Origin of the sequence: Roseateles hydrophilus (assembly GCF_026712245.1) — a bacterium.
Taxonomy (GTDB): domain Bacteria; phylum Pseudomonadota; class Gammaproteobacteria; order Burkholderiales; family Burkholderiaceae_C; genus Pelomonas; species Pelomonas hydrophilus.
The window spans coordinates 917,278-932,693 of record NZ_JAPPUY010000002.1 but is presented as its reverse complement, the minus strand read 5'-3'; the positions used below and the strand labels follow the sequence as shown (position 1 = coordinate 932,693).

Below are 15,416 nucleotides of genomic sequence, written 5' to 3'. Positions count from 1 at the left end.
CGCCGGGCGTCGGATCGCGGTGACCCGGGACGGCAGTCGGAAAATACTGGATATACATACAGTATTGTGGTCTCATCCACGCTCCACTTGCTTCCCCTGCCGCCCCTGGTTGCGTTCGTCCGGCCATGCTGTCCGCCCTGCACTCCCCTACCGCTGCCCCGGGCTTTCCGGGCCTGCCGCCGCTGGACGCCCGGCTGGCAGGCCGGCTGTGGCGCGGCAGCAGCCTGAGCGCCAGCGCCGCGCCCACGCTGCCCAGCGGTTTCGCGGCGCTGGACGCCGAACTGCCCGGCGACGGCTGGCCGCTGCAGGCCGTCACCGAGCTGCTGACGCCGCAGTTCGGTGTGCTGGAGTGGCGGCTGCTGGCGCCGGCGCTGCGGCGCTGGTGGTGCGCCCAGGCGCTGCCCGCCACCACAGGCCGCCGCCGGCACACGGCAGCGCCGGTGCTGCGCTCGCTGCTGCTCATCAACCCGCCGCACGCGCCGCACCTGCCGGGCCTGCAGGCGCTGGGGCTGCCGCCGTCCGCGCTGATCTGGGTGGATGCCGCCACACCGGCTGAAGCGCTGTGGGCCGCGGAGCAGGCCATCAAGTCGCGCGTGGCGGTGCTGGCCTGGCTGCCCGAGGCGCGGCCGGAACAGATCCGCCGGCTGCAGGTCAGCGCGCTGAGTTCGGACGCGCCGGCCTTCCTCATGCGGCCGGAGCGCGCGGGCCAGCAGTCCTCGGCCGCACCGCTGCGCCTGGCGGTGAAGCCCGGTGAGGGCTGGGCGCTGGACGTGCACCTGCTCAAGCGCCGCGGGCCGGCGCACGAGGGCTGGCTGACGCTGCCCGCCGTGCCCGGCGCGGTGGAGCCGCTGCTGACGGCGGCGCGGCGCAAGCCACAGCCGGCGCCAGGCCCGGTGCCCTCGCCCGCCCCCGCGCCGGCTTCTCCTCCGCTGGAGCGCGACCATGCGCTGGCTCGCACTGTGTTGCACGCCTGATGCGGCAGGCAATGACGCCCTGGCCTGGCTGGCGCTGAGCTTCACGCCGCGCGTCGCCCGGCTGGAGGAGGCGGTGGTGGCCGAGGTGTCGAGCAGCCTGCGGCTGTTCCGCGGTGCCCGCGCGCTGCGGTTGAGGCTGCAGGCCGACGCGGTGCGAGCCGGCCTGCCGCTGGGCGCCCTGGCCTGGGCGCCCACTGCGCTGGCGGCGCTGGCCCTGGCCCGCTGCCCCGACGCGCCCCGGCAGGGCCGGCTCGCCGACCGGCTGGACGCGCTGCCGCTGGCCGCCCTCACCGCCGCCCAGGCCCACCACGCGATGCTGGCGCGGCTGGGCTGCACGCGGCTGGGTGAGCTGCGCCGGCTGCCTCGCGCGGCGCTGGCCCGGCGCTTCGGCCCTGCGCTGCTGACGGCACTGGACCAGGCCTACGGCGACCTGCCCGAGGTGCATGACTGGCTGACGCTGCCGGACCGCTTCGAGGCCCGGCTGGAGCTGCCCTGGCGCGTCGAGCATGCGCCGGTGCTGCTGAGCTTTGCCGAAACCCTGCTGCACCAGCTCTGCGCCTTTCTCGCCACTCGCCATGCCGGCGTGCGCCTGCTGCGGCTGGCCTGGCAGCACGACGCGATGCGCGCCCGGGACGTGGCCGGCGGCGGCGAGCTGACCGTGGCCACCGCCGACACCACGCGCGACCTGCCGCGCCTGACCCGGCTGCTGGGCGAGCACCTGGCGCGCACGACGCTGGCCGCGCCGGCCGGCGAGATCACGCTCAGCGCCGACACGCTGCTGCCACTGCAGGAAAGCAGCCACAGCCTGCTGCCCGGCCCGACCGACCCGGCCGAGCGCGCGACGACGCATGCGCTGCTGGAGCGGCTGTCGGTGCGGCTGGGGGCTGATCATGTCTGTGAAGGCCGGCTGCAGGAGGACCACCGGCTGGACCACATGCAGCACTGGCTGCCCTGGCCCGCGCCCGCGTCGCCGCCCGTGCGCCCCCCGCCCGGGCCGCAGCCCACCTGGCTGGTGGAGCCGCCGCTGCCGCTGCGCTGCGATGCGCGGGAGCAGCCGATGTACTGCGGCGCGCTGGCGCGCATCAGCGGGCCGCACCGCGTGGAGGCCGGCTGGTGGGCGGGCCCGGGCCAGCTGCAGACGCGCGACTACTACGTCTACCGCAGCGCCGCACGCGGGCTGCTGTGGGTCTATCACGAGCGCTTGTCGGCCACCGAGCGCACCCGCGAGGCGGCCATGTCGGGCTGGTTCCTGCACGGGGTGTTTGCATGAGCCCGCCACAGTCCGACCGCGACGATCACCTGCATGCGCTGCGCCGGCTCGGCTTCGCGTCGGATGCCGCCATGCGGCGCCTGGCCGATGCACGCTCGCCCACCGCCATGCCCCGCGATCCGACGCACGCCGCGCCGTGGCCGCCCCGCGAACTGCCGCGCTACGCCGAGCTGCACTGCCTGACGGCGTTCAGCTTCCTGCGCGGCGCGTCCGAGCCGGCCGAGCTGGTGGAGCGTGCCGTCAAGCAGGGCTACGAGGCGCTGGCCATCACCGACGAATGCTCGCTGGCTGGCGTCGTGCGGGCGCACAAGCAGCTGCGCGAGATGCGCGAGGCGGCCGAGCAGGAAGGCAGCGCGCCCGTCACGCTGAAGCTGCTGATCGGCAGCGAATTCCTCGTGCGCGACGACGCCGGCACGCCGCGCTTCAAGCTCGTGCTGATCGCGCAGAACCTCAACGGCTACGGCAATCTCAGCCAGTTCATCACGCAGCTGCGCCGCGCCAGCCCGGTCAAGGGCGAGTACCTGCTGCGCTGGCGCCAGCTGGCGCCCGAGCAGCTGAGCGACTGCCTGGCCCTGCTCGTGCTGCCGCGCGAGGCGCCCGACGCCGAACTGCTGGCCCCGGCACACTGGGTGCTGCAGCACTTCACCGGCCGCGCCTGGCTGGCCGTGGAGCTGCTGCGCGAGGCCAGCGATGCGCTGTGGCTGCAGCGGCTGCAGACGCTGTCCGACGCCACCGCGCTGCCACTCGTTGCCGCGGGCGACGTGCACTTCCACGTGCGCTCGCGCAAGGCGCTGCAGGACGTGATGACGGCCACGCGGCTGGGCCGCACCGTGGCCGACTGCGGCTTTGACCTGCAGCCCAACGCCGAGCGGCATCTGCGCAGCCGCGCCCGACTGGCCCAGCTCTACCCGCCGACGCTGATGGCCGAGACGCTGCAGGTCGCGGCGCGGTGCACCTTCAGCCTCAACGAAATCCGCTACCAGTACCCAAGCGAGGTCGTGCCGGCCGGCATGACACCCCGCCAGCACTTGCGCCAGCTCACCCACGAGGGCGCCCGCAAACGCTGGCCGCACGGCATTCCCGACCGATGGCGGGCCCGCATCGAGCATGAGCTGGCGCTCATCGAGGGGCTGGGCTACGAGCACTACTTCCTCACCGTCGCCGATGTCGTCGCATTCGCGCGCAGCATCCAGATCCTGTGCCAGGGACGCGGCTCGGCCGCCAACAGCGTGGTGTGCTACTGCCTGCACATCACGTCGGTGGACCCCGACCGCAGCACGCTGCTGTTCGAGCGCTTCATCAGCCGCGAGCGCAACGAGCCGCCGGACATCGACGTCGACTTCGAGCACGAGCGCCGCGAGGAAGTCATCCAGCACCTCTACGCCAAGTACGGCCGCGACCGCGCCGCGCTGACCGCCGTCGTCATCTGCTACCGCCCCAAGAGCGCCATCCGCGACGTCGGCAAGGCGCTGGGCTTCAGCGAGGCGCAGCTGGCCGTGATGAGCCAGGACCACAGCGGCTGGTCCACCCAGGTGCTGCCCGAGGAACACCGCGCTGCGCTGCTGGACAGCCTGGCCCCCCACGGGATCGCCGGGGACGACCCGCGCCTGCTGCAGCTCATCACGCTGGCGCGCCAGCTCAACGGCCTGCCGCGTCACCTCTCCCAGCACGTCGGCGGCTTCGTGCTGACGCAAGGGCCGCTGGAGCGTCTCGTACCCATCGAGAACGCGACGATGGAGAACCGCAGCGTCATCGAGTGGGACAAGGACGACATCGACGAGCTCAAGCTCATGAAGGTGGACGTGCTGGCCCTGGGCATGCTCAGCGCCATCCGCCGCTGCTTCGACCTCGTCAACCCGCTGCGCGGCACCAGCATTGACCTCACCATCCCCGACAACGACAGCGCCACCTACGACATGATCTGCAAGGCCGACACCGTCGGCGTCTTCCAGATCGAGAGCCGCGCGCAGATGTCCATGCTGCCGCGGCTCAAGCCGCGCACCTACTACGACCTGGTCATCGAAGTCGCCATCGTGCGGCCCGGCCCCATCGAGGGCGGCATGGTGCACCCCTACCTGAAGAACCGGGCGCTGCCGCCCGAGCAGATCCAGTACCCCAAGGAGGAACTGAAGGCGGCGCTGGCGCGCACCTGCGGCGTGCCCATCTTCCAGGAGCAGGTCATGCAGATCGCCATGATCGCGGCCGGTTTCTCAGCCGGCGAGGCCGACGAACTGCGCCGCGCCATGGCCGCCTGGAAGCGCCCCGGCGTGCTCGACAAGTACTACGACAAGGTCGTCAGCGGCATGCGCCGCAACGGCTACGAGGACGCCTTCGCCGAAAGCATCTTCCGCCAGATCAAGGGCTTCTCCAGCTACGGCTTCCCCGAGAGCCACGCCGCCAGCTTCGCGCTGCTGACCTACGTCAGCAGCTGGCTCAAATGCCACGAGCCCGCCGCCTTCCTGTGTGCACTGCTCAACAGCCAGCCGCTGGGCTTCTACACCCCAAGCCAGCTGGTGCAGGATGCGCGCCGGCACGATGTGGAGGTGCGGCCCATCGACGTGAACCATAGCCACCGCGACAGCACGCTGGAGCTGCGCGAAGGCCAGCACCAGCCCGCCGTGCGCCTGGGGCTGCGGCTGGTCAGCGGGCTGGGCGACGAAGCGGCCTGCCGCATCACACACATGCGCCTGCAGGGCGGCCCCTTCACCCACCCGCAAGACCTGGCCCACCGCGCACGCCTCACGCAGGCCGACATGCAGCACCTTGCGGCCGCCGATGCGCTCACCAGCCTGGCCGGCCACCGCCGCCAGCAGGTCTGGCAGGCATCGGCGCTGCACGCCATGCCGCAACTGCTGCAAGGCAGCCTGCTGCCCGAGGACGAGCTCGCCCTGCCCGAGGCCGCCGAAGGCGAGGAAGTGCTGTGGGACTACGCCGCCACCGGCCTCACGCTGCGCCGCCACCCGCTGGCGCTGCTGCGCCCGAAGCTTGCCAAGCAGGGCCTGCTCACCGCACGCCAGCTCGACGCCGTCAAGGCCGGCCGCTTCGCCAAGGCCTGCGGCATCGTCACCGGCCGCCAGAAACCGCAGACGGCCAAAGGCACGCTGTTCGTCACGCTGGAAGACGAGACCGGCAACGTGCAAGTCATCGTGTGGCCCCAGGTCTACGAAGAGCACCGCAGCACCATCCTCAGCGCCCGCCTGCTGGCCGTGGAGGGCATCTGGCAGCGCGGGGATGGCGATGTGCGCCACCTGCTGGCACGGGGGTTCAAGAACCTCAACCCGTGGCTGGGGAGATTGGCGACGGAGAGCCGGGATTTCCGGTGAACGCGCAGCCACTGAGTCAAAACGCCCAATACCGCCGGCGCGGCATCGCGGTCAAGATAGGCGGCTTCGAGAAACAGCCGGGAATGCTGCCGTGGATTGGGTTCTTATCGCCTTCGCTCTGTTCAAGGGTCTGGTGTTCGTCGCGGGCATGCATTTCGCCATCAAGTGGCATTACGACCAGGAGTTGAAAGGGACGGACCGCCGCACGCTGGTGCGCATGGGCAGCAAGTTCGTCGCCGCCTTTGTGCTGTTGCTGCTGCTGGTGCTGCTCTTCACGTTCGGGCTCGCCCGGATGCTGGGCATGGACCTGAGCCTGCCCTGAGCAATGCGCTGATCGCGCGCAGATGAGCCTCGGCTGACACGCCCCTGGCGCCCCTGGCGCCCCTGGCGCCGCCCACCCTATGCTCGCGCGCCTGTAAATTTGCAGGCATTGCTCACGCCTGCCTCACGATCTCATGCCCAAGAACACTCACAAACCTTTCGTCATCGGTGTCGCCGGGGGCAGCGGCAGCGGCAAATCAACGGTGACACGCCAGGTGCTGGCCGCCATCGGGCCGGAAAACGTGGCGGTGGTGATGCAGGACGACTACTACCGCGACCAGTCCCACATGCCGCCGGAAGACCGGCGCAAGCAGAACTACGACCACCCGGATGCGTTTGACTGGCCGCTGATGGCGCAACACCTGGCCGCGCTGCGCAAGGGCGAAGCGATCGAGATGCCGGTGTACGACTTCGCGGCCGACAACCGCTCCAGCCAGACCATCACCGTCAAGCCCGCGCCCGTGATCGTGGTCGAGGGCTTGTTTGCGCTGTACGACGCCAAGCTGCGCAACATGATGTCGCTGAAGATCTATGTGGACACGGCCTCGGACGTGCGCTTCATCCGCCGGCTGCAGCGCGACATCACGGAGCGCGGCCGCAGCACCGAGTCGGTGATGCAGCAGTACCTGGACACCGTGCGCCCCATGCACAAGCAGTTCATCGAGCCGACCAAGCGCAATGCCGACGTCATCCTGCCGCACGGCGCCAACGGCCCGGCGGTGGACATCATCACGACCAAGGTGCGCAGCTTGCTGGGCGATCGCGCCGCCGGCTGAACCCTGCGGCGGCTGGCTTCACGGCAGGGCTGCGTGCGGCTGATCGCCCGGAGCGCCCGCGGGCGCCGGCACGGCGTGGATGCAGTGCCAGGCGAAGTAGGACACCTTGGCGCGCGGCCGGCAGTAGCGCTGCCGCTTGAACGTCAGACGCACACGCCCGGCCCAGGCGGCCTCGATGTCGACGGACATGACGTCGTCCAGGCTGCAGGCAGGGTCGGGCAAGGTGCGCGCCGCCTGCGCGACGAACTGACTCGGCACGCGAGCCAGGAGGCCGTTGTCGGCAGCGCCTGACGGCGCAGAGGAGAGGTGCTGAGGAACTTGCATGCGCCCATGCTGCCGGCTGGCTGGCTCATGGCGTGAGCCCGTGGCGAGCCGGCGCCGAGCGCGCCGGGCCGGCGGATGGCACGGCCCGTGCCGTTCACAACCCGAGTTCGGTCAGCCCGGGATGGTCGTCCGGGCGGCGACCCAGCGGCCAATGGAACTTGCGGTCTTCGGCCTTGATGGGCTGGTCATTGATGCTCGCGTGGCGGTGCGTCATCAGGCCCTGGTCGTCGAACGCCCAGTTCTCGTTGCCATGGCTGCGGAACCAGTTGCCGGCGTCGTCGTGCCATTCGTAGACGAAGCGCACCGCAATGCGATGGCCCTCGAAGGCCCACAGCTCCTTGATCAGGCGGTAATCCAGTTCCCGCGCCCACTTGCGCTCCAGCAGCGCCTGCGCCTCGGCGCGCCCGCGCGGGAACTCCACCCGGTTGCGCCACACGGTGTCGGGGCTGTAGGCCAGCACGATGCGCGCGGGGTCGCGGCTGTTCCAGCCGTCTTCGGCCAGGCGGATCTTCTGGATCGCGGTTTCTCGGCTGAAGGGCGGCAGCGGGGGGCGAGTGTCCATGGCGGAGGCTTTCGGGAGGAGGTCATGAGCAGCCGCAGACCGGCGGCGCGTAGACAGACCTGTCTACGCGCCGGATTCTGTTGCATGTAGACAGACCTGTCTATAGTCTGCACATGACCCTGCACACCAGCACCGGCGACCTCCCCGCCCGCGAACGCATCCTGCGCACGGCGCATGACCTCTTCTACGCGGAGGGCCTGCGGGCCACGGGGATCGACCGCGTCATCGCCGAGGCCGGCGTGACCAAGGTGACCTTCTACCGGCACTTCCCGAGCAAGAACGACCTCATCCTGGCGTACCTGAACCTGCGCCACGCGCAGTGGATGGCGTGGTTCAGCGCGGCGCTGGCGCGTCACGGCGGCGCGGCCGCGGGCGCGCAGGCGCTTGTGCCGGCGATGCAGGAATGGTTCAGCGGCCAGGCGCTGGGCGACTTCCGCGGCTGCGCCTTCCTCAACGGCGTCAGCGAGCTGGGGCCGGTGCTGCCGGCCGTCGTGGAACTCACCCGCCAGCACAAGCAGGACATGACCGACGCCCTGGCCGCGCTGCTGCCGCCGTCGGATCAGCGCCGGCACACAGCCGCGGCCCTGTCCACCGCCGTCGATGGCGCCATCGTGCAGGCCCAGTACAGCGGCGACGCGGCCGCCGCGTTGAGCGCGCTGGCGCTCATCACCGACCGGCTGACGGCCGCCTGAAAGCGGCCAGCGCAGCCGGCGCTAGAACGCGCCGTCCGCCGCGCGACGCAGGTCAGCCGCCATGCTCGGCATGGACGGCGCCAGCTCGTGGGCCAGCTGGCGCAAGGCCATCGCCTCGCGCGCCAGCCGGGTGCGCTCGGCGCGCAACGCGTGAACCTGGCGCCAGGTGCGCATCAGGTCGATGACATCGCCCAGCCAGGTGGCCAGGCGCGGGGTGAAGGGCTGCGCGGGGACCAGCACTTCGACATACGTGGACATGAGGGTTCTCCTGTTTCTCCGCTGCGAGGCCTTTGGTGAAGGCCGTTTCAAGCAGCGACTCGATGTTGATCCTCGGGTTAACCCTTGGCCATGATGCAGATCAAGGGCGTGGCGCGCGGCTGGCAAACGCGCATGGGGCGTCAACCCACCCGGCCCTCGGCTTTACGCATGACCTCGGGCAGCCTGCACCGCGCCGGTGTAAGTTGCGCCGCTAGCCAGGCGACGCACAGCCACCACCTGCCGAGAGTTCCATGCTGATCAAGACCCCCTTCCCCCACGAGCCCCTGCCCAGCGAGATCACGCCCCAGCAGGTCTACCTGAACCGCCGCAGCGCCATCGCCGGCCTCGGCCTGGCGGCTGCCTCGCCGCTGGCGCTGGCCCAGGGCGCGCCGGGCGGCGGCAAGCTGCCCAAGCTGCCGGGCGCGCGCTCGGCCGTCGCCGGCGCGCTGGTGCTGGACAAGCCCACCAGCTACGCCGATGCCACGTCCTACAACAACTTCTACGAGTTCGGCACCGACAAGTCCGACCCCGCCGAGCGCGCCCACACGCTGAAGACGCGGCCCTGGACGGTCAGCGTCGAGGGCGAGTGCGCCAAGCCCGGCCGCTACGGCATCGAAGACCTGCTCAAGCTCGCGCCCATGGAGGAGCGCATCTACCGGCTGCGCTGCGTAGAGGGCTGGAGCATGGTGATCCCGTGGGTGGGCTACTCGCTGGCCGAGCTGATCAAACGCGCCGAACCCACGGGCAAGGCCAAGTTCGTCGAGTTCACGACGCTGGCGGACCGCAGCCAGATGCCGGGCCTGCGCTCGGGCGTGCTGGACTGGCCCTACGTGGAGGCGCTGCGCATGGACGAGGCCCTGCACCCGCTCGCACTGCTGGCTTTCGGCATGTACGGCGAGGTGCTGCCCAATCAGAACGGCGCGCCGCTGCGCCTCGTGCTGCCGTGGAAGTACGGCTTCAAGTCGGCCAAGAGCATCGTGAAGATCCGCTTCGTCGAGAAGCAGCCGGTGTCGAGCTGGGAGCGCAGCGCGCCACAGGAGTACGGCTTCTATTCCAACGTGAACCCCAACGTGCCGCACCCGCGCTGGAGCCAGGCCACCGAGCGCCGCATCGGCGAGGACGGCCTGTTCGCCAAGAAGCGCGCGACGCTGATGTTCAACGGCTACGAGGCCCAGGTGGGCCAGCTCTACGCCGGCATGGACCTGAAGAAGCACTACTGATGCGGGCTCGCCTGACCCGCACGCTGCTGCACCCGCTCACCAAGCCCGCGCTGTTCCTGCTGTGCCTGCTGCCGCTGGCGGGCCTCGTCGTCGGCGCGGCCACCGGCCAGCTGGGCGCCAACCCGGCCGAGAAACTGATCCGCGAGCTGGGCGAGTGGTCGCTGCGGCTGCTGTGCCTGACGCTGGCCATCACGCCGCTGCGCGAGCTGACGGGGCTGGCCGCGCTGGCGCGGCTGCGGCGCATGCTGGGCGTGTTCAGCTTTGCCTATGCCAGCCTGCACCTGCTGGCCTACGGCTGGCTGGACATGGGGCTGGCGCTGGCCGACATCGCGGCCGACATCCTCAAGCGCCCCTTCATCCTGATGGGCTTCACGGCCTGGCTGCTGATGCTGCCGCTGGCCGCGACGAGCTTCAACCGGGCCATCAAGGCGCTGGGCGCGAAGCGCTGGCAGTGGCTGCACAAGGCGGTCTACGCCGTGGCCGCCGTGGCCTTGATGCACTTCATCTGGATGCGCGCCGGCAAGAACAACTTTGCCGAGCCGGCGGTGTACGGCGTGATCCTGGCCACGCTGCTGGGGTGGCGGGTCTACCGCCGCGCCACCCGCTAGCGGCCCCGGCTGGGATAATCCGGCGCTTTGCCCGGCCTCCCATGCCCGACACCACCTCCTTCGACGTTGCCATCCTCGGCGGCGGCCCCGCGGGCTGCAGCGCCGCGTCATGGCTCGCGCAGCTGGGCCTGAGCGCGCTGCTGGTCGAGCGCGAGCCCGAGCTGTGCGCCGGCCTGCGCGGCCTGCACTTCCGCCAGGACTGGGTGCTGGGACAGCCCGCCGCCGCGCTGGCCGACCTGGCGCTGGCCTATGCCCGCCAGGTGGCGGCCACGCCGGGCATCGCGCTGCGGCTGGGCAACACGGCCGAGTCCGCCCGGCATGCAGGTGGCGCCTGGACGCTGCAGCTGGCCACGGGCGAGCATGTGCAGGCCCGCGCGCTGCTGGTGGCCACCGGCCTGCGGCTGCTGCGGCCGGCGCGCTACTTCGCCGTGCCGCACGCGCGCGTGCTGGACGCCACCACGCTGACCCTGCAGCGCGACACCCTGCCCCCTGGCCGCGCGCTGCTGCTGGGCGCCGGCGACAACGCGGCCGAGAACGCGCTGCACCTGGCCGAGCGCGGCTTCGACGTGACGCTGTGGGCACGCGGCAACTGGCGCGCACAGGCGCACCTGATCGCCCGCATCGAGGCCCACCCGCGCATCCAGCTGCGCCTGGCCACACCGCTGCCCGACGGCCTGCGGCCGGACGACAGCGGCGTGACCGTCACCTCCGCCGCCGGCACTGAGCGCTTCGACATGGTGGCCGCACTGCTGGGCTTCGAGCCCGAGCCCTCGGCCTTTGCGCTGTTCAGCGAGCATGACCGGCCACATGTCTTCGTCGCGGGTGACGCCAGCGCCCGCTGGCACCCCTGCGTGCAGACGGCGCTGGCCGACGGCGTGCAGGCCGCCAAGCTCATCGAGCAGGCGCTGCGCCCGGAAGGACCGGCCGCCGCACCGCAGCGCTTCAACAACCGCCAGGTCATCCACCTGCAAGGCCTGCGCTTCAAGGCCAACCTGGGCATCCTCGACTTCGAGCGCACCGGGCCGCAACCTATCCAGGTGGACGCCGAGGTCAACCTCGGCGCGCTGCCCATCGTCGCCCGCGACGCCGACATCGGCCGCGTGCTGGACTACCGCCGCGTGCGCGCCGCCATCATCGACGAGTGCACCACCGAGCACACCGACCTCGTCGAAGCGCTGGTGGGCAAGCTCTGCAACCGGCTGATGAGCATGGCCGGCGTCGTCGGCGTGCGCGTGAAGCTGACCAAGCTCGAAATCTTCCCGGACTGCGAAGTCGCCGTCAGTGCCGAAACCGGGCAATGGTGACCACTCCCACGAACTCCCTGACCGCCATGAACACCGACGTCATCGACCACGCCCCGGCCGCCTCCGCCGAAGACATCGCCGCCAAGAAGGCCGCGCACGAGATCAACAAGCTGTCCAAGCGCCTGCACCGCCAGGTGGGCCAGGCCATCGCCGACTTCAACATGATCGAGGACGGCGACAAGGTCATGGTCTGCCTGTCCGGCGGCAAGGACAGCTACGCGATGCTGGACATCCTGCTGAACCTGCAGCAGCGCGCGCCCATCAAGTTCGAGCTGATCGCCGTCAACCTCGACCAGAAGCAGCCCGGCTTCCCGGAAGACATCCTGCCGGCCTACCTCAAGAGCCGCGGCGTGCCCTTCCACATCGAGGAGCAGGACACCTACTCGGTAGTCAAGCGCGTGGTGCCCGAGGGCAAGACCACCTGCGGCCTGTGCTCGCGCCTGCGCCGCGGCATCCTGTACCGCGTGGCGGGTGAACTGGGCTGCACCAAGATCGCGCTGGGCCACCACCGCGACGACATCGTCACGACGCTGTTCCTGAACATGTTCTTCGGCAGCCGCATGAAGGGCATGCCGCCCAAGCTGGTCAGCGACGACGGCAAGAACGTCGTGATCCGCCCGCTGGCCTATGTGAAGGAGCCCGACCTCGTGCGCTGGGCCGAGCACCGCGAGTTCCCCATCATCCCCTGCAACCTGTGCGGCAGCCAGGAGAACCTGCAGCGCGTGCAGGTCAAGGCCATGATCAACGAGTGGGAGAAGCGCTACCCGGGCCGCATCGACAACATCTTCACCGCCATGACCAACATCGTGCCCTCGCACATGATGGACAAGAAGCTGTTCCCGTTCGAGACCATCAAGGCCACCGGCCAGGCGGATGCGGGCGGTGACATCGCCTTCGACGATGACGAGAGCTGCGCCACGCCGGCGCCGGCCTCGGTGATCCGGCTGATGCGCGACGACGCCTGAGGCGCAGCCCGCCCCCGCCCGCCCGACACGGCGCGCCATCTCCGGATGAGCGCGCCGTTGTTCTTGAGGGGCGTCAAAGCCCCTGATGCAGCATCGGCTGACATTCCGTCGCATCGCTACACAGTGCGGCAAACTCGCCGGCTGAAGATCATCCCCATCGTCCCGTCATGGAGGCACGCATGTCCCACCCCACCCGTCGGCTGGTGCTCACCGGCCTGAGCGCTGCGGCGGCCCTGGCCGTCACCGGTTGCGCCGGCCCTTACATGTTTTCCGCTGACGTCTCCAGCTATGGCAACTGGCCGGCGGACCGCAAGCCCGGCACCTACGCCTTTGACCGCCTGCCCTCCCAGCAGCAGAACGACGAGGCCGCCAAGCGCCAGACCGCGCTGGAAGACGCCGTGCGCCCGGCGCTGGAGAAAGCCGGTTTCACGCCGGCCGCGGATGCCAAGACGGCCGACGTGCTGATCACGCTGGGCGCCCGCGTCACCGCCTACGACCCCGTGCCCTGGGACGACCCGCTGTGGTGGCGCTGGCGCGGCCGGCTGCTGTCGCCGCGCTACGGCTACGTGGGCCCCGGGCCCTGGGGCTGGCGCCAGGACCCCTTCTTCGACCGCCGCTACGACCGCGCCGTCGCCGTGCTGCTGCGCGACCGCGCCAGCGGCGAAGCGCTGTACGAGGCGCACGCCAGCAACGAGGGCATCAACGCCAGCGCCGACACACTGCTGGCGCCGCTGTTTGCGGCGTCGCTGGCGGAGTTCCCGAAAGTGACGCCCAAGTCGCACCGCGTCTCCATCCAGGCCACGCGCTGACGCCGGACGGCACGCAGCGCCTGCCCATAATCGCGGCTTCGCAAAACAACGAAGTCGCAAGGCAGGCATGGCGCTGAACATCGTGATCATGGCGGCGGGCAAGGGAACCCGCATGAAGTCGGCAACACCCAAGGTGTTGCACAAGCTCGCGGGGCGCTCGCTGCTCGCCCATGTGCTCAAGAGCGGCGAGCCGCTGGAGGCCGCTGCCCGCATCGTCATCACCGGCCATGGCGCCGAGGCCGTGGAGGCCGCGGCCGCTGCGCCGGGCATTGCCTTTGTGCGCCAGATGCCGCAGCTGGGCACGGGCCACGCCATCCAGCAGGTCGTGCCGGCGCTGGTCGGCGACGGCACCACGCTCATCCTCAACGGCGACGTGCCGCTGATCGAGACCAGCACCGCCAAGGCGCTCATCGAGACCTGCGCGGGCCACGCGCTGGTGCTGCTGACCGTGGACCTGGCCGACCCCACCGGCTACGGCCGCATCATCCGCAACGCCGACGACGGCGGCGTGCTGGCCATCGTCGAGCACAAGGACGCCACGCCCGAGCAGCGCCTCATCCACGAGGGCTACAGCGGCATGATGGCTGCGCCCACCGCCGCGCTGAAGCGCTGGGTAGGCCAGCTCACCAACAACAACGCCCAGGGCGAGTACTACCTGACCGACATCGTCGCGATGGCTGTCGCCGAGGGCCTGCCGGTGCTGGGCATCAAGGCCCACAGCGAGATCGAGGTGCTGGGCGTCAACGACCCCGTGCAGTTGGCCCAACTGGAGCGCGCCTTCCAGGCCCGACAGGCTGAAGCGCTCATGCGTGCCGGCGTGCGCCTGGCCGACCCGACCCGCTTCGACCTGCGCGGCTCGCTGACGCACGGCCAGGACTGCGAGATCGACGTGAACTGCGTGTTCGAAGGCGACGTGACGCTCGGCGACAACGTGCGCGTCGGCGCGAACTGCGTGATCCGCAACGCCCGCATCGCCTCGGGCGTGCGCATCCACGAGTTCACCCACATCGACGGCGAGGCGCTGGGCGCCAGCGTCGGTGAAGGCGCGTTGATCGGCCCCTTTGCCCGCCTGCGCCCCGGCGCACAGCTGGGCGCCGAGGTCCACATCGGCAACTTCGTCGAGGTGAAGAACTCGACGCTGGCCAAGGGCGCCAAGGCCAACCACCTGGCCTACCTGGGCGACGCCACCGTGGGCGAGCGGGTCAACTACGGCGCCGGCTCCATCACCGCCAACTACGACGGCGCCAACAAGCACCGCACCACCATCGGCGATGACGTGCACGTGGGCTCCAACTGCGTGCTGGTGGCTCCGGTGACGCTGGGCGCGGGTGCCACCATCGGCGGCGGCTCCACCATCACCAAGGACGTCGAGCCCGGCAGCCTGGCCGTGGCGCGCGGCAAGCAAGTGGCGCTGACCGGCTGGACCCGCCCCACCAAGAAGCGCTGAACAGGCGGGTCGCCGTGACTTTATTCCGGCGATTGCGTCGCACAAATGGCACGCAAGCTGTGGTGGCGCCACCTCGGGGCCGCTAGCATCGGCTGACCCAGGACTCGGTAGTACCCATGGCCCACGAACTCGATTTCGCTGCGTTCTCGCTCGACGATGCCGTCCCGGCCGACTTGGGCGCCTTCGAACGGGTGCAGTCGCAGCAGCAAGCTGCCGACGCCGAAGCACGCCACCGTGCGCTGGAACTGAAGGCGCAGGCCTGCGACAACGCCGCCGAGGCCTGCTACTACCTGGCCCGCAGCCTCGGCGCTGCGCGCGACCTGCCGCAGGACGGCGAGGCCAGCCTGGAGTTGCTGTTCCAGCTCATCGGCGCACTGGCCGATCTGCCCACCGACATCGCCACCGCCCCGCTGCCCGAGGTCGTGGGCGGCCGCGACGACGGCATCACCGAGCTGTGCCTGCAGCTGGAAGCCGCCCGCGAGCTGACGCAGGAAGCGCTGATCGACGCCGAGCTCGCGCCGACGCACCGTCAGTTCTGCCACTGAACACACCGATCCTCGATC

16 protein-coding genes and 1 pseudogene are annotated in these 15,416 nt (G+C 70.5%); 14 read left to right on the top strand and 3 right to left on the bottom strand.

The features are described 5' to 3' along the window. Window positions 1–125 precede the first annotated feature (125 nt). The 5 genes from imuA to udk all read left to right on the top strand — a co-directional run bounded on the left by imuA (window position 126) and on the right by udk (window position 6,664). On the top strand, window positions 126–974 hold the full coding sequence (gene imuA, locus NYO99_RS11330) for a translesion DNA synthesis-associated protein ImuA (RefSeq protein ID WP_268167284.1): 849 nt from the start codon (window positions 126–128) through the stop codon (window positions 972–974). Next, window positions 943–2,244 (top strand): DNA polymerase Y subunit UmuC family protein, encoded by a 1,302-nt coding sequence (locus tag NYO99_RS11325; RefSeq protein ID WP_268167283.1) that lies wholly within the window; start codon window positions 943–945, stop codon window positions 2,242–2,244. The genes imuA and NYO99_RS11325 overlap by 32 nt, the downstream gene beginning before the upstream one ends. A 107-nt stretch (window positions 2,245–2,351) precedes the next feature. After that, entirely contained in the window at window positions 2,352–5,567 is a 3,216-nt protein-coding gene (locus tag NYO99_RS11320) for an error-prone DNA polymerase (protein WP_268167382.1), read from the top strand. Between the two features lie 91 nt (window positions 5,568–5,658). After that, window positions 5,659–5,889 (top strand): hypothetical protein, encoded by a 231-nt coding sequence (locus NYO99_RS11315; RefSeq protein WP_268167388.1) that lies wholly within the window; start codon window positions 5,659–5,661, stop codon window positions 5,887–5,889. Between the two features lie 133 nt (window positions 5,890–6,022). After that, window positions 6,023–6,664 (top strand): uridine kinase, encoded by a 642-nt coding sequence (gene udk, locus NYO99_RS11310; protein ID WP_268167282.1) that lies wholly within the window; start codon window positions 6,023–6,025, stop codon window positions 6,662–6,664. 18 nt (window positions 6,665–6,682) lie between these two features. Here udk and NYO99_RS11305 read toward each other — a convergent pair whose 3' ends face one another. Together NYO99_RS11305 and NYO99_RS11300 are read right to left on the bottom strand one after the other, a co-directional pair. Next, a complete protein-coding gene (locus NYO99_RS11305; RefSeq protein ID WP_268167281.1) occupies window positions 6,683–6,988 on the bottom strand; it encodes a hypothetical protein in 306 nt (101 codons plus the stop codon). A 94-nt stretch (window positions 6,989–7,082) separates the two neighbouring features. Further along, window positions 7,083–7,550: a nuclear transport factor 2 family protein gene (locus NYO99_RS11300; protein WP_268167280.1), complete on the bottom strand. Its 468-nt coding sequence runs from the start codon at window positions 7,548–7,550 to the stop codon at window positions 7,083–7,085. Between the two features lie 113 nt (window positions 7,551–7,663). Here NYO99_RS11300 and NYO99_RS11295 point away from each other — a divergent pair, with 113 nt between their 5' ends. Next, window positions 7,664–8,242, top strand: a complete 579-nt coding sequence (locus NYO99_RS11295; protein ID WP_268167279.1) for a TetR/AcrR family transcriptional regulator — start codon at window positions 7,664–7,666, stop codon at window positions 8,240–8,242. Window positions 8,243–8,263: 21 nt separating this feature from the next. Here the strand turns inward: NYO99_RS11295 and NYO99_RS11290 are convergent, their stop codons facing one another. Further along, window positions 8,264–8,500 (bottom strand): hypothetical protein, encoded by a 237-nt coding sequence (locus NYO99_RS11290; protein WP_268167278.1) that lies wholly within the window; start codon window positions 8,498–8,500, stop codon window positions 8,264–8,266. A 251-nt stretch (window positions 8,501–8,751) separates the two neighbouring features. On the opposite strand from NYO99_RS11290, the gene msrP reads away from it, so the two are divergent. The 8 genes and pseudogenes from msrP (at window position 8,752) to NYO99_RS11250 (ending at window position 15,398) form a co-directional block, all read left to right on the top strand. Further along, entirely contained in the window at window positions 8,752–9,720 is a 969-nt protein-coding gene (msrP, locus tag NYO99_RS11285) for a protein-methionine-sulfoxide reductase catalytic subunit MsrP (protein ID WP_268167277.1), read from the top strand. Then, window positions 9,720–10,328 carry a protein-methionine-sulfoxide reductase heme-binding subunit MsrQ gene (locus tag NYO99_RS11280; RefSeq protein WP_422395491.1) on the top strand — a complete coding sequence of 203 codons (609 nt, stop codon included), beginning with the start codon at window positions 9,720–9,722 and terminating at the stop codon, window positions 10,326–10,328. The genes msrP and NYO99_RS11280 overlap by 1 nt, the downstream gene beginning before the upstream one ends. Window positions 10,329–10,369: 41 nt before the next feature. Continuing rightward, window positions 10,370–11,095 (top strand): annotated as a pseudogene (locus NYO99_RS11275) (FAD-dependent oxidoreductase); the annotation flags it as partial. A 138-nt stretch (window positions 11,096–11,233) separates the two neighbouring features. Continuing rightward, window positions 11,234–11,632, top strand: a complete 399-nt coding sequence (locus tag NYO99_RS11270) for a dihydroneopterin aldolase (protein ID WP_268167380.1) — start codon at window positions 11,234–11,236, stop codon at window positions 11,630–11,632. 26 nt (window positions 11,633–11,658) lie between these two features. Continuing rightward, a complete protein-coding gene (ttcA, locus tag NYO99_RS11265; RefSeq protein WP_268167276.1) occupies window positions 11,659–12,597 on the top strand; it encodes a tRNA 2-thiocytidine(32) synthetase TtcA in 939 nt (312 codons plus the stop codon). A 179-nt stretch (window positions 12,598–12,776) separates the two neighbouring features. Further along, on the top strand, window positions 12,777–13,406 hold the full coding sequence (locus NYO99_RS11260) for a DUF4136 domain-containing protein (protein WP_268167275.1): 630 nt from the start codon (window positions 12,777–12,779) through the stop codon (window positions 13,404–13,406). Between the two features lie 67 nt (window positions 13,407–13,473). Further along, complete coding sequence (gene glmU / locus NYO99_RS11255; protein WP_268167274.1) at window positions 13,474–14,853, top strand: bifunctional UDP-N-acetylglucosamine diphosphorylase/glucosamine-1-phosphate N-acetyltransferase GlmU; 1,380 nt, start codon at window positions 13,474–13,476, stop codon at window positions 14,851–14,853. Between the two features lie 116 nt (window positions 14,854–14,969). Beyond that, complete coding sequence (locus NYO99_RS11250; RefSeq protein WP_268167273.1) at window positions 14,970–15,398, top strand: hypothetical protein; 429 nt, start codon at window positions 14,970–14,972, stop codon at window positions 15,396–15,398. Window positions 15,399–15,416 lie beyond the last annotated feature (18 nt).

What these genes read in the sequence shown, in the direction of transcription:
- ttcA (WP_268167276.1), top strand. Translation starts at nt 11,659, where the DNA reads ATGAACACCGACGTCATCGACCACGCCCCGGCCGCCTCCGCCGAAGAC.
- NYO99_RS11260 (WP_268167275.1), top strand. Translation starts at nt 12,777, where the DNA reads ATGTCCCACCCCACCCGTCGGCTGGTGCTCACCGGCCTGAGCGCTGCG.
- udk (WP_268167282.1), top strand. Translation starts at nt 6,023, where the DNA reads ATGCCCAAGAACACTCACAAACCTTTCGTCATCGGTGTCGCCGGGGGC.
- msrP (WP_268167277.1), top strand. Translation starts at nt 8,752, where the DNA reads ATGCTGATCAAGACCCCCTTCCCCCACGAGCCCCTGCCCAGCGAGATC.
- NYO99_RS11295 (WP_268167279.1), top strand. Translation starts at nt 7,664, where the DNA reads ATGACCCTGCACACCAGCACCGGCGACCTCCCCGCCCGCGAACGCATC.
- NYO99_RS11290 (WP_268167278.1), bottom strand. Translation starts at nt 8,500, where the DNA reads ATGTCCACGTATGTCGAAGTGCTGGTCCCCGCGCAGCCCTTCACCCCG.
- imuA (WP_268167284.1), top strand. Translation starts at nt 126, where the DNA reads ATGCTGTCCGCCCTGCACTCCCCTACCGCTGCCCCGGGCTTTCCGGGC.
- glmU (WP_268167274.1), top strand. Translation starts at nt 13,474, where the DNA reads ATGGCGCTGAACATCGTGATCATGGCGGCGGGCAAGGGAACCCGCATG.
- NYO99_RS11320 (WP_268167382.1), top strand. Translation starts at nt 2,352, where the DNA reads ATGCCCCGCGATCCGACGCACGCCGCGCCGTGGCCGCCCCGCGAACTG.
- NYO99_RS11300 (WP_268167280.1), bottom strand. Translation starts at nt 7,550, where the DNA reads ATGGACACTCGCCCCCCGCTGCCGCCCTTCAGCCGAGAAACCGCGATC.
- NYO99_RS11250 (WP_268167273.1), top strand. Translation starts at nt 14,970, where the DNA reads ATGGCCCACGAACTCGATTTCGCTGCGTTCTCGCTCGACGATGCCGTC.
- NYO99_RS11325 (WP_268167283.1), top strand. Translation starts at nt 943, where the DNA reads ATGCGCTGGCTCGCACTGTGTTGCACGCCTGATGCGGCAGGCAATGAC.
- NYO99_RS11305 (WP_268167281.1), bottom strand. Translation starts at nt 6,988, where the DNA reads ATGCAAGTTCCTCAGCACCTCTCCTCTGCGCCGTCAGGCGCTGCCGAC.
- NYO99_RS11280 (WP_422395491.1), top strand. Translation starts at nt 9,720, where the DNA reads ATGCGGGCTCGCCTGACCCGCACGCTGCTGCACCCGCTCACCAAGCCC.